The following is a 14,242-nucleotide window of genomic DNA, read 5'->3' as shown; positions in this document are numbered from 1 at the left end:
GGCGTGAGCGGCGCGCACTTCGCCTTCACCGACAGGTGGGGCGGGGTGAGCGCCGCTCCGTATGACGAACTCAACCTCGGCGGCGCGGTCGGGGACGACCCCGGTGCCGTACGGGCCAACCGCGAGCTGGCGGCGAGGACACTGGGTCTCGATCCGGCCGACGTGGTCTGGATGAACCAGGTGCACGGACGCGACGTGGCCGTCGTCGACGGCCCCTGGCACACCGGCGACGTCCCCCGGGTGGACGCGGTGGTGACCACCCGTCGGGGACTCGCGCTCGCCGTCCTCACCGCCGACTGCGTCCCCGTCCTCCTGGCCGACCCCGTCGCCGGGGTGGCGGCGGCCGCGCACGCCGGGCGGCCCGGCCTGGTCGCCGGGGTCGTCCCGGCGGCCGTGGAGAGGATGACGGAGCTCGGCGCCGATCCGGCGCGGACGGTGGCGCGCGTCGGCCCGTCGGTGTGCGGGCTCTGCTACGAGGTGCCGGCGGCGATGCGCGAGGAGGTCGCCGCCGTGGTGCCCGAGGCGTACGCCACCACCCGTCGGGGCACACCGGCCGTCGACGTGGCGGCGGGGGTGCGGGCCCAGCTCGCCCGACTCGGTGTTCCGGCGCCGCCGCGGCAGCCGGTCTGCACGATGGAGTCCACCGACCACTACTCGTACCGCCGGGAGGGGACCACCGGCCGGTTGGCGTGCTACGTCTGGTTGGCCGACGCGGCCGTCGGCGGGGAGGGAACCGCCGGCGCGACGGACGGAGGGGAGCGGCAGTGAGCGGAACGGCGAACGACCGCAGGGCCGAACTGGCCGTCAACCTCGCCCGGGTGGAGGAGCGCATCGCCCGCGCTTGTGTCACCGCGGGGCGCGAGCCGAAGGACGTGACCCTGGTCGTCGTCACCAAGACGTACCCGGCCGACGATGTGCGGCTGCTGGCGGAGCTGGGGGTGCGGCAGGTGGCGGAGAACCGCGACCAGGAGGCGGCGTCCAAGGCGGCCGCCTGCTCCGACCTGTCGCTGAGCTGGCACTTCGTCGGACAGTTGCAGACCAACAAGGCTCGGTCCGTGGTGCGTTACGCCGACTTCGTGCACTCGGTCGATCGGGCCCGGCTGGTCACCGCGCTCTCCTCGGCGGCCGAGCGCGAGGGGCGGCGGATCGGTTGCCTGGTCCAGGTGGCCCTGGACCGCGAGTCGGGCGCGGCCGGACAGCGCGGCGGTGTGGGGCCCGACGGCGTGGGGCGGTTGGCCGACGCGATCGCCGCGGCGCCCGGACTGTGGCCGGCCGGTGTGATGACCGTCGCACCGTTGTCCGGGCCGTACGCGGGGAGACCGGACGCCGCCTTCGAGCGCCTGTGGGAAATCTCAACCCGCCTACGGGCGGACCATCCTGCTGCGAACATGGTCTCGGCGGGTATGAGCGCGGACCTGGAGGAGGCGGTGGCGGCCGGTGCGACACATGTGCGCATCGGCAGTGCGGTACTCGGAGTACGCCCCGGGCTCCGGTAACGTCGCCAAACAAGTCGGACCACAGCAGAAAATATGGTCATTTCCGCCCGGAGGGGATGGCCGTGTGGATCCTGGGCCACCGGAGAGGGAGCCTCGGCTTCTCCCCGTCGGAGACCGGGGAGCCACCACAGAGCGGAGGACGCAGAGAATGGCCGGCGCGATGCGCAAGATGGCGGTCTACCTCGGCCTCGTGGAGGACGATGGGTACGACGGCCCGGGGTTCGACCCCGACGACGAGTTCGAGCCCGAGCTGGAGGCGCCTTCCGGCGGCCACGCCGGGGGAGAGCCCGACCGGGACCGGCACAGGCAACAGGCGCACCAGCCCCTGGGGGCTCCCACCGTGAAGACCGGTGACGAGCCCGAGTCCGAGGAGCCGGTGCGGGTCGTCCACCCTCCGGCCCACCGGGAGCGGGAGCAGCCCCCCGCGATCGCCGACGACGGCGGGCGACACGGGAGAATCGCCTCCGTGGCATCCATCACACCCGAGCGCCAGAACCTGGAGAAGAACGCACCGGTGATCATGCCCAAGGTCGTGTCCGAGCGGGAGCCCTACCGGATCACCACGCTCCACCCCCGGACGTACAACGAAGCCCGTACCATCGGGGAACACTTCCGCGAGGGCACCCCGGTGATCATGAACTTGACCGAGATGGACGATACCGACGCGAAGCGTCTCGTCGACTTCGCCGCGGGTCTGGTCTTCGGTCTCCACGGGAGTATCGAGCGGGTGACGCAGAAGGTGTTCCTGCTGTCTCCTGCTAACGTCGATGTAACGGCGGAGGACAAGGCCCGCATCGCAGAGGGCGGGTTCTTCAACCAGAGCTGATGGTCAACACGAACGGACAGCCCGGCCGGCAGGCGGCCGGACACGGCCAAAAGGGAGAGGGAAGCGCACGATGGGCGTCGCACAACAAGTGATCCTCATTGCGCTGCAATGCTTCCTCGTGGTGCTGATCTTCCGCCTGGTGATGGACTACGTCTTCATGTTCGCCCGCTCATGGCAGCCCGGCAAGGCGATGGTGGTCGTCCTGGAGGCCACCTACACTGTCACTGATCCGCCACTCAAGCTTCTGCGGCGGTTCATACCGCCGCTGCGCTTCGGGGGCGTGGCGCTCGACCTGTCCTTCTTCGTACTGATGATCATCGTCTACATCCTGATCAGTGTCGTGGCCAGGCTGTGAGCGATACGGTCTTGCCGATATGCCGATGACTTACGTTGAGGTGAAGAGATGCCGCTGACCCCCGAGGACGTGCGGAACAAGCAGTTCACGACCGTCCGCCTACGAGAGGGCTACGACGAGGACGAGGTCGATGCCTTCCTCGACGAGGTCGAGGCCGAACTGACCCGACTGCTCCGCGAGAACGAGGACCTGCGGGCCAAGCTGGCCGCCGCGACCCGCGCCGCGGCGCAGAACCAGCAGCAACAGCAACAGCAGCAACAACAGCAGCAGCAGCAGCAAGGCATGCGCAAACCCGAACCCCAGGAGCGTTCGGGGCCGGTGCCCGCCGCCATATCGGGTCCGCAGCCGGTCCCGCCGGGGCAGATGGGCGGCCCGCCCCAGCTGCCCGGCGGTGCGCCGCAGCTGCCGGCCGGTCCAGGCGGGCACGGGCCGCAGGGCCCGCACGGTCCCGGGCCGATGGGCCACGGCGGACCGATGGGCGGCCCCGGCGGCCACGGCGGCCCGGGTCTGCCCCAGCCGGGGCAGGGCGGCCCCGGCGGCGACAGCGCGGCCCGCGTGCTGTCGCTGGCGCAGCAGACCGCGGACCAGGCGATCGCGGAGGCCCGTTCCGAGGCCAACAAGATCGTCGGTGAGGCGCGCAGCCGAGCCGAGGGCCTGGAGCGGGACGCCCGCGCCAAGGCCGACGCCCTGGAGCGGGACGCGCAGGAGAAGCACCGCGTCGCGATGGGCTCGCTGGAGTCCGCCCGTGCCACGCTGGAGCGCAAGGTCGAGGACCTGCGCGGCTTCGAGCGCGAGTACCGCACGCGCCTGAAGTCGTACCTGGAGAGCCAGCTGCGCCAGTTGGAGAACCAGGCCGACGACTCCCTGGCTCCGCCCCGCACCCCGGCCACGGCCTCGCTGCCGCCGTCCCCGTCGATGGCGTCGGCCGGTGCCTCCGCCGGCAACACCATGGGCGGTCACCAGGCGATGGGCGGCGGTCAGTCCATGGGCGGACCGGGCAACCACGGCGGCGGCCACAACACCCAGGGCGGCGGTCAGTCGTACGGCGGACAGCAGCAGATGTCCCCGGCGATGACCCAGCCGATGGCGCCGGTGAGGCCCCAGGGGCCGCAGCCGATGCAGCAGGCGCCCTCGCCGATGCGGGGCTTCCTCATCGACGAGGACGACAACTGACCGGTCGCTGACCGGCATCGAGGAGCCGCCGAAGGCGCGGTGGATCGGCATATCGCAGCGGGCCGGGCCCGGGAACCGAAAGGTCCCGGGCCCGGCCCGTCGGCGTGTACACCTCATTTCGGCCCGCGCCCCGTCGCTTCGGACGGCCGGCGGACCGGCGGGAGACGACGGCGGCCCCTCCCGGCGCGGCACCGCGCCGGGAGGGGCCGCCGAGCCGGTGGACCCGGCCGCCTCAGGACTGCCGGGACTCCACCCGACGGAGGCGGAAGACCAGGGACAACCCCTCGTCCTCGAACGGCTCGCCGAAGGAGTCGTCGCCCTCGCCCTCGGCGTACTCCACCGCCAGGACCTCGTCGGCGATGAGGGCCCGGTGTTCGGCGAGCGCACGGGCGACCTCCGCGTCGTCCGACCGCCACCGCAGGGCGATCCGGTCGGCGACGTCCAGACCGCTGTTCTTGCGGGCCTCCTGGATCAGCCGGATGGCGTCACGGGCGAGCCCGGCCCGCCGCAGCTCCGGGGTGATCTCCAGGTCCAGGGCGACCGTGGCGCCGGCGTCGGAGGCCACCGACCACCCCTCGCGCGGGGTCTCGGTGATGATGACCTCCTCCGGCGACAGCGCGATCGTCTCGCCGTCGACCTCCACCGCCGCCGTGCCGCTGCGCAGCGCCGCCGACAGGGCCGGCGCGTCCGCCGCGGCGATGGCCCGGGCGACCGCCTGCGTGCGCTTGCCGAAACGACGCCCCAGGGCGCGGAAGTTCGCCTTGGCGGAGGTGTCGACCAGGGAGCCGCCCACCTCCGACAGGGAGGCCAGCGAGGTGACGTTCAACTCCTCGGCGATCTGCTCCCGCAGTTCGTCGCCGAGCAGTTCGAAGCCCTGCGCCGCCAGCAGCGCCCGCGACAGCGGCTGTCGGGTCTTGACGCCCGACTCGGCGCGCGTGGCCCGGCCCAGCTCCACCAGTCGCCGCACCAGCAGCATGTCGCGGGAGAGGTCCGGGTCGACGGCGCTCAGGTCGGCCTCGGGCCACGAGGCCAGGTGGACCGAGTCCGGGGCGCCGGGGGTGACCGGCACGACCAGGTCCTGCCAGACCCGCTCGGTGATGAACGGGACCAGCGGGGCCATCAGCCGGGTGACCGTCTCGACCACGTCGTGCAGGGTGCGCAGCGCGGCGGCGTCGCCCTGCCAGAAGCGGCGCCGCGAGCGGCGCACGTACCAGTTGGACAGGTCGTCCACGAAGGTCGACAGCAGCTTGCCGGCGCGCTGGGTGTCGTACGCCTCCATGGCCTGGGTGCACTGGTCGACCAGGGCGTGCAGCTCGCTGAGCAGCCAGCGGTCCAGCAGCGGCCGCTCGGCGGGGGCCGGGTCGGACGGGGTCGGCGCCCACCCCGAGGTGCGGGCGTACAGGGCCTGGAAGGCGACCGTGTTCCAGTAGGTCAGCAGCGTCTTGCGGACGACCTCCTGGATGGTGCCGTGGCCGACGCGCCGGGCGCTCCACGGGGAGCCGCCGGCCGCCATGAACCAGCGCACCGCGTCCGCGCCGTGCCGCTCCATCAGCGGGATGGGCTCCAGGATGTTGCCCAGGTGCTTGGACATCTTCCGACCGTCCTCGGCGAGGATGTGGCCCAGACAGACCACGTTCTCGTAGGAGGACCGGTCGAAGACGAGCGTGCCGACCGCCATCAGCGTGTAGAACCAACCGCGGGTCTGGTCGATGGCCTCGGAGATGAACTGCGCCGGGTAGCGCTTCTCGAAGACCTCCTTGTTGCGGTACGGGTACCCCCACTGGGCGAAGGGCATCGAGCCCGAGTCGTACCAGGCGTCGATGACCTCCGGGACGCGGGTGGCCGGCAGGGCGCAGCCCTCGGCGGTGCAGGTGAAGGTGACGTCGTCGATGTAGGGCCGGTGCGGATCCAGGCCGGACTGGTCGGTGCCGGTCAGCTCCGTCAGCTCCGCCAGCGAGCCGACGCAGGTGAGGTGGCCCTCCTCGCAGCGCCAGATCGGCAGCGGGGTGCCCCAGTAGCGGTTGCGGGACAGCGCCCAGTCGATGTTGTTGTTCAGCCAGTCGCCGTAGCGGCCGTGCTTGACCGACTCCGGGAACCAGTTGGTCCGCTCGTTCTCCCGCAGCAGCTCGTCCTTGATCGCGGTGGTGCGGATGTACCAGGACGGCTGCGCGTAGTAGAGCAGCGCGGTGTGGCAGCGCCAGCAGTGCGGGTAGCTGTGCTCGTACGGCAGGTGGCGGAAGAGCAGGCCGCGCGCGTCGAGGTCGGCGACCAGCGCCTCGTCGGCCTTCTTGAAGAACTGCCCGCCGACCAGGTCCACACCCTCCTCGAAGGTGCCGTCGGGCCGGACGGGGTTGACCACCGGCAGTCCGTAGGCGCGGCAGGTGAGCAGGTCGTCCTCGCCGAAGGCGGGGGACTGGTGGACCAGTCCGGTGCCGTCCTCGGTGGTGACGTACTCGGCGTTGACGACGTAGTGGGCGTTCTCGATCTCCACCAGCTCGAACGGGCGGCGGTAGGCCCAGCGCTCCATCTCGCGCCCCGTGAAGGACCGCCCGGTGGCCGTCCACCCCTCGCCGAGCGCCTTGTCCAGCAGCGGCTCGGCCACCACCAGCTTCTCGCTGCCGTCGGTGGCCACTACGTAGGTGACGTCGGGGTGGGCGGCGACGGCGGTGTTGGACACCAGCGTCCAGGGGGTGGTCGTCCACACCAGCAGCGCGGCCTCGCCCGCCAACGGACCGGAGGTCAGCGGGAAGCGGACGTAGACCGAGGGGTCGACCACGGTCTCGTACCCCTGGGCCAGCTCGTGGTCGGACAGGCCGGTGCCGCAGCGCGGGCACCAGGGCGCGACCCGGTGGTCCTGGACGAGCAGGCCCTTGCCGAAGATCTGCTTCAGCGACCACCAGACGGACTCGATGTACTGCGGGTCCATCGTCCGGTAGGCGTCGTCCATGTCGACCCAGTAGCCCATCCGGGTCGTCAGCTCGGCGAAGGCGTCGGTGTGCCGGGTCACCGACTCGCGGCACTTGGCGTTGAACTCCGCGATGCCGTACGCCTCGATGTCCCGCTTGCCGTTGAAGCCCAGCTCCTTCTCGACCGCCAGCTCGACCGGCAGGCCGTGGCAGTCCCAGCCGGCCTTGCGCGCCACGTGGTAGCCGCGCATGGTGCGGAAGCGGGGGAAGACGTCCTTGAAGACGCGGGCCTCGATGTGGTGGGCGCCGGGCATGCCGTTGGCGGTCGGGGGGCCCTCGTAGAACACCCACTCGGGGCGGCCCTCCGACTGTTCCAGGGTGCGGGCGAAGACCTTGTTGTCCCGCCAGAAGTCCAGCACGGCGCGTTCCAGGGCGGGGAGGTCCACCTGGGCGGGCACCGGGTGGTACTGGGGCGGGGACTGTGGGCTCATGGCGAGCTTCCTCCAACGGACGTCGTGACTTCCGCCGGAGGGACGAGACGTCGCCGCACGGCGCCGACTCCCGCGGTACCACCCTCCTTGGCGGCGGTCGCGTGGATCACGCGTCCACCACCCACTCATTGGTGCTGCGATGTCGGTTCTACTCGCCGCTCCTCGACGGGACGCTTCGGAGGGCTTTCTTCCGACGGCTCCGGGGTGATCTTCACGCCGCGCTCGCCCCCGGGCTTCCACCGTCCCCGGGTCGCTCGTGGCTGCGTACGGACGCTACTCGTCCCCTTCGACGCCTCTCGCTCAGCCCAGTGTAAGGGTGCCGCCCAATGGGGGCGGACCGGTTTTCGGGCTGCGCGGTGGGGCACAACTGGGCAGGGGCACGGGATCGCACCGGACCGAGGAGGAACGGACGACCGGCGTGCCCCGTTGTCGAGCAATGGGTGGCGTTTTATCGTTCCGGTCACGTTTCGTGAGCAAGATCATAGTATGTGAAGGGGCCATGGCCATGGTGGCGGGAGAGACCGCGGGGGAGAAGGCGGAAGCCGTGCGGAAGTCCGCCGCGAAGGCTGCCGGCGGGATCGCGGGGAAGGCCGCGCGGGCCGCCGGAGAGCCCCGAACGGCCGAGGGTGCCCGGGCCGCCGGAGGGAAGAAGGAGGCGGCCGGCGACGCCTCGGCGGGGAACGCCGGCCGGAACGCCGCCAGGGAGCCGTCCGCCGGGAAGGCGGCCGACAGGAAGACGGGAGCCAAGACGGTGGTTGCCAAGAAGTCCACGACGGGAGCCCAGGCCGCCGAGCAGGCGGCCGCCCCGGTCCCTCCGGCCCGTGCGGCCGCGGTGCCCGCCGCCCCCGACGAACTGCTGGTGCGGCCCGGGGAGGATCCCTGGACCGCGCAGGAGGTGGAGGAGGCGCGCGCGGGGCTGTCCCAGGAGGCCGAGCGGCTGCGCGTCGAGATCCACACCGCCGAGGAGGCCCTCAACGGTCTGATGCGGGATTCCGCCGACGGCGCCGGGGACGACCAGGCCGACACGGGCACCAAGAACATCACGCGCGAGCACGAGATGGCGCTCGCCGAGAACGCCCGAGAGATGCTCTACCAGACCGAGCGCGCCCTGGACCGACTGGAGGCGGGCACCTACGGTGCCTGCGAGAACTGCGGCCGGCCGATCGGCAAGGCGCGGATGCAGGCGTTCCCCCGGGCCACGCTCTGCGTGGAGTGCAAGCAGCGGCAGGAACGTCGCTGAGGAGTCCCGCACGGGTGTGACGTACCCTGCATCACGTGACAGAGGTGGAGCGGGCCGACGAACGGCCGGGCGAGGCCCGGAGCGAGACCGAGAACCCGGCGCGCGCGTCGGAGGGGACGACGGGCAGGGCCGATCCCGAGGGCGGCGGTCCCGAGGGCGGCGTCCCCGACGGCGGTGAGCGGCCGGCCCGGCGGGGCAGGCGCCGGATCACGGAACTCGCCGTCGTGGCGGCGGTCGCGTACGCCCTGGATCTGATCACCAAGATCCTCGTGGTCGAGAAGCTGGAGGGCCACGCCCCGATCGAGGTGATCGGCACCTGGCTGCGCTTCCAGGCCGTGCGCAACCCCGGCGCGGCCTTCGGCATCGGCGAGGCCCTCACCATCGTCTTCACCCTGATCGCGGCGATCGTGATCGTCGTGATCATGAGGATCGCCCGCAAGCTGTACAGCACGCCGTGGGCCGTGGCGCTCGGACTGCTGCTGGGCGGAGCCCTGGGCAACCTCACCGACCGGGTCTTCCGCTCGCCGGGGCTGTTCCAGGGCCACGTCGTGGACTTCATCGCGCCCGCGCACTTCGCCGTCTTCAACCTCGCCGACTCGGCGATCGTCTGCGGCGGTGTGCTGATCGTGCTGCTGTCCTTCCGGGGGCTGGATCCCGACGGCAGCGTCCACCGCGACTGACCGCCGACCGGGGCGGGGCCTCCCTCGCGCCTCCCTCCCGGCCGCCGGGAAGGGATGCCTCTCCCGTCCGGCATACTCGATCGGGTGAGCCAGCTTCCCGAGATCCGCACCCTGCCCGTACCCGACGGCCTGGAGGGCGAGCGCATAGACGCCGCCCTGGCCAGGATGTTCGGCTTCTCCCGCACCAAGGCGGCCGAGCTGGCCGCGTCGGGGAAGGTCCGGCTCGACGGGGGCGAGGTGGGCAAGTCCGAGCGCGTGCGCGGCGGAGCCTGGATCGAGGTCGAGATGCCCGCGCCGCCCGCCCCGGTGAAGGTGGTGGCCGAGCCCGTGGAGGGCATGGAGGTGGTCCACGACGACGAGGACGTGGTGGTGGTCTCCAAACCGGTCGGCGTGGCCGCCCACCCCAGCCCCGGCTGGACCGGCCCCACCGTGATCGGCGGGCTCGCCGCCGCCGGGTTCCGCGTCTCCACCTCCGGCGCGGCCGAGCGCCAGGGCATAGTCCACCGGCTGGACGTGGGCACCTCCGGTCTGATGGCGGTCGCCAAGTCCGAGCGGGCCTACACCCTGCTCAAGCAGCAGTTCCGCGAGCGCACGGTCGACAAGCGCTACCACGCGCTCGTCCAGGGGCACCCCGATCCGCTCAGCGGCACGATCGACGCGCCCATCGGGCGGCACCCCGTCCACGACTACAAGTGGGCCGTCACCGCCGACGGCAAGCCGTCGGTCACCCACTACGACCTGATCGAGGCGTTCCGGGCGGCCAGCCTGCTCGACATCAAGCTGGAGACCGGCCGCACCCACCAGATCCGCGTCCACATGGCCGCCCACCGGCACCCGTGCGTCGGGGACACCACCTACGGCGCCGACCCGACGCTGGCGAAGCGGCTGGGCCTGACCCGGCAGTGGCTGCACGCGGTCCGGCTCGGCTTCGAGCACCCGGCGGACGGCCGGTGGGTGGAGTTCTCCAGCGACTACCCCGAGGACCTGCGGGCCGCACTGGAGCGGGTCCGCGCCGAGAGCGCGTAGCGCACGGAGGGGCGGCGTGCCCCGCCGCCCGGCCGGGCGGCGGGGCGAAGCCGGAACGGCCCCGGGCCGGGGGGGCCGGTCCGGCCCCCTCAGCTCGGTTTCCGGGCGTCGGGTATCCCCGCCCGTCCGTTCCCCGTCCCGGTGTCACTGTCGCTGTCGCCGTCGCGTTCCGCGGCCCGGAGCGGCTCGGTGTGCGGCGGCTCCGGCGCGGCCTGTGCCGTGGTGACGCGGGGCAGGGCGTAGGGGTGCTCCCGGTGGAGCCAGGTGATCAACCGCTCGCGGACCTCGCAGCGCAGCGTCCAGATGTCGTCGGCGTTGCGCGCCGTCATCGTCGCGCGGACCTCGATCGTGGAGGGTGTGGTGTCGGTCACCACCAGGCCCCAGGAACGACCGTCCCAGGCGTCGCTGGCGCGCACGATCTCCTCCGTCTTCGCGCGGATCGCCGAGATGGGCGCCGAGTGGTCCAGATGGAGGTAGACCGTTCCGGTCATCTGCGCGCCGCCGCGCGACCAGTTCTCGAACGGCTTGTTGGTGAAGTACGACACCGGCATGGTGATCCGGCGCTCGTCCCAGGTGCGCACCACCAGGTAGGAGACGGTGATCTCCTCGACGTTCCCCCACTCGCCGTCCACGATCACCGTGTCGCCGATGCGCACCATGTCGCCGAAGGCGATCTGGAGCCCGGCGAAGAGGTTGCCCAGCGTGGACTGGGCGGCGATGCCGACCACGATGCCCATCACACCGGCGGAGGCCAGCATGGAGGTGCCCAACTTCTCCATCGCGGGGAACCGCAACAGCATCGCCGCTCCGGCGATGATCACGACCACCGTCGTCGCCAACCGCCGCACCAGGGTCAACTGGGTGCGCACGCGTCGCACCCGCGCCGCGTCGTGCGCGAGTCCGGCGTAGCGGGAGAACGCCGTCTCCACCACCGCGGTGAGAGCCCGCAGCACCAGCCACGCGGTGGCCCCGATGAGTATCAGGCTCAGGCACAGGTCGACGGTCTCCCGGTGGTTCCGGGCCAGGTGCGTCTCGTCGGAGAAGACGTTGAGCAGGCCGACGAAGACCACCGCCTGGAGCGGCACCCGACCGCTGCGCAGCAGGCCCCACATGGGGGTTTCCGGGTGCCGGGCGTCCATGCGCCGCAGCGCCCGGTCCACCGCCCAGCCGACGGCGAAGGCCAGGAGGACCGCGCCGCCGAAGACGATCAGCGGCCGCAACACGTTCTCCATGCTCTGTGAACTCCTCGGGGGACTCCGGACGACGACGGGGAACCCCATAGACCGTACCTGGCACCATGGGACGGATCCCGTTCCCGGGCTCGGCGCCCGTATCCGGATCACGACCCTGACCTGCGAAGGAAGTGACACCGTGCCCACCGTTGTGATGTTCCACTCCGCCTACGGGCTGCGCCCCGCCGTCCTGGAGGCGGCAGAGCGGCTGAGGGAGGCCGGGCACGAGGTGCACACCCCGGACCTGTACGACGGGCGGACCGCCGACACCGTCGAGGAGGGCATGGCGATCAAGGACGAGATCGGCCGGGACGACCTGCTGCGGCGGGCCGTGGCCGCCACCGCCCCCCTCTCGGAGCGGGGACTGGTGTACGCGGGGTTCTCCCTCGGCGGGGCGATCGCCCAGAACCTCGCCCTCGCCGACACCCGCGCGCGCGGGCTGCTGCTGCTCCACGGCACCTCCGACATCCCGGAGGACGCCTCCGTCGACGAACTGCCGGTACAGCTCCACGTCGCCGACCCCGACCCCTTCGAGCCGCACGACTGGCTCAACGCCTGGTACCTGCGGATGCGGCGGGCGGGCGCGGAGGTCGAGGTCCACCGCTACGCCGGGGCCGGACACCTGTACACCGACCCCGGCCTGCCCGACCACGACGCGGAGGCCGCCGAGCGGACCTGGCGGATCGCGCTGGACTTCCTGGCGGAGTCGGCGGAGCGCTGAACCGGCGGAGCGCGGCGGGACGCCGGGGACGCGGGCGGCGACCCCGCCGCCCGTCCCGCCGCTGCCGAGACCTGCCGGCGGCTCGGAGCGTCCGTCCCCGGTCCGTCCGGACCGGGTGTGCCCCGGGGGCTCTCCGCCGGCGCGGGTCGGCGCGCGGGGAAGCCCCCGCGCCCTCCGCGACGGGATCAGCGCACGGGGCCCTCCGCGCGCTCCACCCGCTGCGTCCCCGAGCCGGTGCGGTAGGACCGGACGTGGTGGGCCGTGGCCCGCGGGTCGGTCTTGTCGGACAGGGCGTAGTAGTCCATCTGGGTCCGCTCGGCGGTGACGTCCAGGACGCCGTAGCCGTGCGAGTCCATGTCGACCCACTTGGTGTGGCGGTTGGCGGCGCGCACGGCGGCCTCCGCGACGGAGGAGACGGTGTGGGCCGGCACCCTCAGGAAGTCGTCGAGGTTGTCGGAGGTCACCGAGGTGACCACGAACTCGGTGGCGACCGGCCTCTGCAGCGGGTACGTCGCCGCCCGCACCGGCACGTCGCTTGCGAACGCCATGTGGATGTCGCCGGTGAGGAAGACGGTGTTGTCGATGCCGCTCTCGCGCAGGTGGGTCAGCAGCTCACGGCGGTCGTCGGTGTATCCGTCCCACTGGTCGACGTTGACGGCCAGCCCCTCGCGCGGGACGCCGAGCAGCTCCGCCAGCGGCCCCAGCAGGTACGCGGGCACGGAACCGAAGGCCATCGGCGAGATCATCACCGAGGTGCCCACCAGGTGCCACCGCGTGGGGGAGGACGCCAGGGAGGACTTCAGCCAGTCCAGCTGGGCGCGCCCGGTGATGGTGCGGTCGGGGTCGTCCACGTCGCCGCTGCCGAAGCCCGCCTGCCGGTCGCGGAAGGAGCGCAGGTCCAGCAGGTGGAGGTCGGCCAGGTCGCCGAAGCGCAGCCTGCGGTGGACGGTGCCCTCGACCGAGGGCCGCACCGGCATCCACTCGAAGTACGCCTGCCGGGCCGCCCTCGCGCGCGCCGCCCAGTCGCCCTCGGCGCCGGGGGTGTGGTTCTCGGCACCGCCGGACCAGGTGTCGTTGGCCACCTCGTGGTCGTCCCAGATCGCGATCACCGGGTGGGCGGCGTGCAGGGCCGCGAGGTCCGGGTCGGACTTGTAGTGGGCGTGGCGCTGCCGGTAGTCGGCGAGGGTGACGGTCTCGTGGACGGGCCGCATCTCGCGGACGACGCCGTCCTTCAACGGGAACTCGCCCTTGCCGTACTCGTAGATGTAGTCGCCCAGGTGCAGGACGGCGTCGAGGTCGTCGCGGGCGGCCAGGTGGCGGTAGGCGGTGAAGAAGCCGCTCTCGTAGTGGGAACAGGACACCACCCCGAAGCGGACCCGGTCGGCCGTGGTGCCGTCGGCGGGCGCGGTGCGGGTGCGCCCGACGGGGGAGCGGGTGCCGGCGACGGAGAAGCGGTAGTGGTACTCGGTGGCCGGACGCAGTCCGCGCACGTCGGCCTTGACGGTGTGGTCGGAGGCGGCCGTGGCGGTGGTGCGGCCGGACGTGACGACGGAGGTGAAGCCGGGATCCTCGGCCACCTCCCAGGCGACCTCCACGGCCGGGCCGGTGCCGGAGCCGGGGGTGGCCTCGGGGACGGGGGTGACGCGGGTCCACAGCAGGACGCCGTCGGGCAGGGGGTCGCCGGAGGCGACGCCGTGGGCGAAGACGGGGGTGTCGGCGGCGGTGCCGTCGGCGGCACGGGCGCGCCGGCCGGTCAGCGGCAGCAGCGCGGCGCCGGCGGCGCCGGCGACGACGACGGTGCGCCGGGTGGGCGCGGGGAGGCGGGTGACGTCGTGGGAAGTGGTGTGGGTGTCGGTCACGGCGGCAGATGTTACGCGCCGGTAGAGTCAACGGACAGAGCGTGTGCGGGAGTTCGCCGAGCCGTCGCAGACCGTTGGCCGAAAAGAGCGCCAAAGGTCCCGATCCGGCCTCCTTCCGGTACGCCGCGGTGCCGTCGTGGCGCCGTCGTGGTGCCGCCGTGTGCCGCCCGGAACGGGCCCGGCCCGGCGCCCACCGCGGGGGTGCGGCGGGCGCCGGGCCGGTCGTGCGAGGGGGCG

At 72.5% G+C, this 14,242-nt stretch carries 12 protein-coding genes; 9 read left to right on the top strand and 3 right to left on the bottom strand.

Features of this window, described 5'->3' with window-relative positions:
• Positions 1-3 precede the first annotated feature (3 nt).
• The 5 genes from pgeF (at position 4) to F0L17_RS05715 (ending at position 3,850) form a co-directional block, all read left to right on the top strand.
• Positions 4-768, top strand: a complete 765-nt coding sequence (gene pgeF / locus F0L17_RS05735; RefSeq protein WP_338017967.1) for a peptidoglycan editing factor PgeF — start codon at positions 4-6, stop codon at positions 766-768.
• The gene (locus F0L17_RS05730) at positions 765-1,496 is read left to right on the top strand and encodes a YggS family pyridoxal phosphate-dependent enzyme (RefSeq protein WP_162465850.1); all 732 of its coding nucleotides are present in this window, start codon (positions 765-767) and stop codon (positions 1,494-1,496) included. The genes pgeF and F0L17_RS05730 overlap by 4 nt, the downstream gene beginning before the upstream one ends.
• Before the next feature lie 148 nt (positions 1,497-1,644).
• Positions 1,645-2,322: a cell division protein SepF gene (locus tag F0L17_RS05725; RefSeq protein ID WP_155070223.1), complete on the top strand. Its 678-nt coding sequence runs from the start codon at positions 1,645-1,647 to the stop codon at positions 2,320-2,322.
• A gap of 70 nt (positions 2,323-2,392) precedes the next feature.
• On the top strand, positions 2,393-2,677 hold the full coding sequence (locus F0L17_RS05720; RefSeq protein WP_155070222.1) for a YggT family protein: 285 nt from the start codon (positions 2,393-2,395) through the stop codon (positions 2,675-2,677).
• A 48-nt stretch (positions 2,678-2,725) separates the two neighbouring features.
• Positions 2,726-3,850, top strand: coding sequence for a DivIVA domain-containing protein (locus F0L17_RS05715; protein WP_155070221.1), 1,125 nt, complete (start codon positions 2,726-2,728; stop codon positions 3,848-3,850).
• A gap of 232 nt (positions 3,851-4,082) precedes the next feature.
• On the opposite strand, the gene ileS is transcribed toward F0L17_RS05715, so the two are convergent.
• On the bottom strand, positions 4,083-7,247 hold the full coding sequence (gene ileS / locus F0L17_RS05710; protein ID WP_155070220.1) for an isoleucine--tRNA ligase: 3,165 nt from the start codon (positions 7,245-7,247) through the stop codon (positions 4,083-4,085).
• Positions 7,248-7,752: 505 nt separating this feature from the next.
• Here ileS and F0L17_RS05705 point away from each other — a divergent pair.
• From F0L17_RS05705 to F0L17_RS05695, 3 genes are all read left to right on the top strand, one after another.
• Entirely contained in the window at positions 7,753-8,487 is a 735-nt protein-coding gene (locus F0L17_RS05705) for a TraR/DksA family transcriptional regulator (RefSeq protein WP_155073206.1), read from the top strand.
• A 35-nt stretch (positions 8,488-8,522) separates the two neighbouring features.
• Positions 8,523-9,167, top strand: coding sequence for a signal peptidase II (gene lspA, locus F0L17_RS05700; RefSeq protein WP_338017966.1), 645 nt, complete (start codon positions 8,523-8,525; stop codon positions 9,165-9,167).
• 84 nt (positions 9,168-9,251) lie between these two features.
• On the top strand, positions 9,252-10,193 hold the full coding sequence (locus tag F0L17_RS05695; RefSeq protein ID WP_162465849.1) for an RluA family pseudouridine synthase: 942 nt from the start codon (positions 9,252-9,254) through the stop codon (positions 10,191-10,193).
• 89 nt (positions 10,194-10,282) lie between these two features.
• Here the strand turns inward: F0L17_RS05695 and F0L17_RS05690 are convergent, their stop codons facing one another.
• Positions 10,283-11,425: a mechanosensitive ion channel family protein gene (locus F0L17_RS05690; protein WP_155070217.1), complete on the bottom strand. Its 1,143-nt coding sequence runs from the start codon at positions 11,423-11,425 to the stop codon at positions 10,283-10,285.
• 139 nt (positions 11,426-11,564) lie between these two features.
• On the opposite strand from F0L17_RS05690, the gene F0L17_RS05685 reads away from it, so the two are divergent.
• Positions 11,565-12,146, top strand: coding sequence for a dienelactone hydrolase family protein (locus tag F0L17_RS05685; protein ID WP_338017965.1), 582 nt, complete (start codon positions 11,565-11,567; stop codon positions 12,144-12,146).
• 185 nt (positions 12,147-12,331) lie between these two features.
• Here the strand turns inward: F0L17_RS05685 and F0L17_RS05680 are convergent, their stop codons facing one another.
• On the bottom strand, positions 12,332-14,005 hold the full coding sequence (locus F0L17_RS05680; RefSeq protein ID WP_162465848.1) for an alkaline phosphatase D family protein: 1,674 nt from the start codon (positions 14,003-14,005) through the stop codon (positions 12,332-12,334).
• Positions 14,006-14,242 lie beyond the last annotated feature (237 nt).

Origin of the sequence: Streptomyces taklimakanensis (assembly GCF_009709575.1) — a bacterium.
In the GTDB taxonomy this organism is placed as follows: Bacteria; Actinomycetota; Actinomycetes; order Streptomycetales; family Streptomycetaceae; genus Streptomyces; species Streptomyces taklimakanensis.
This window is presented reverse-complemented; position numbering and strand designations above follow the sequence as displayed.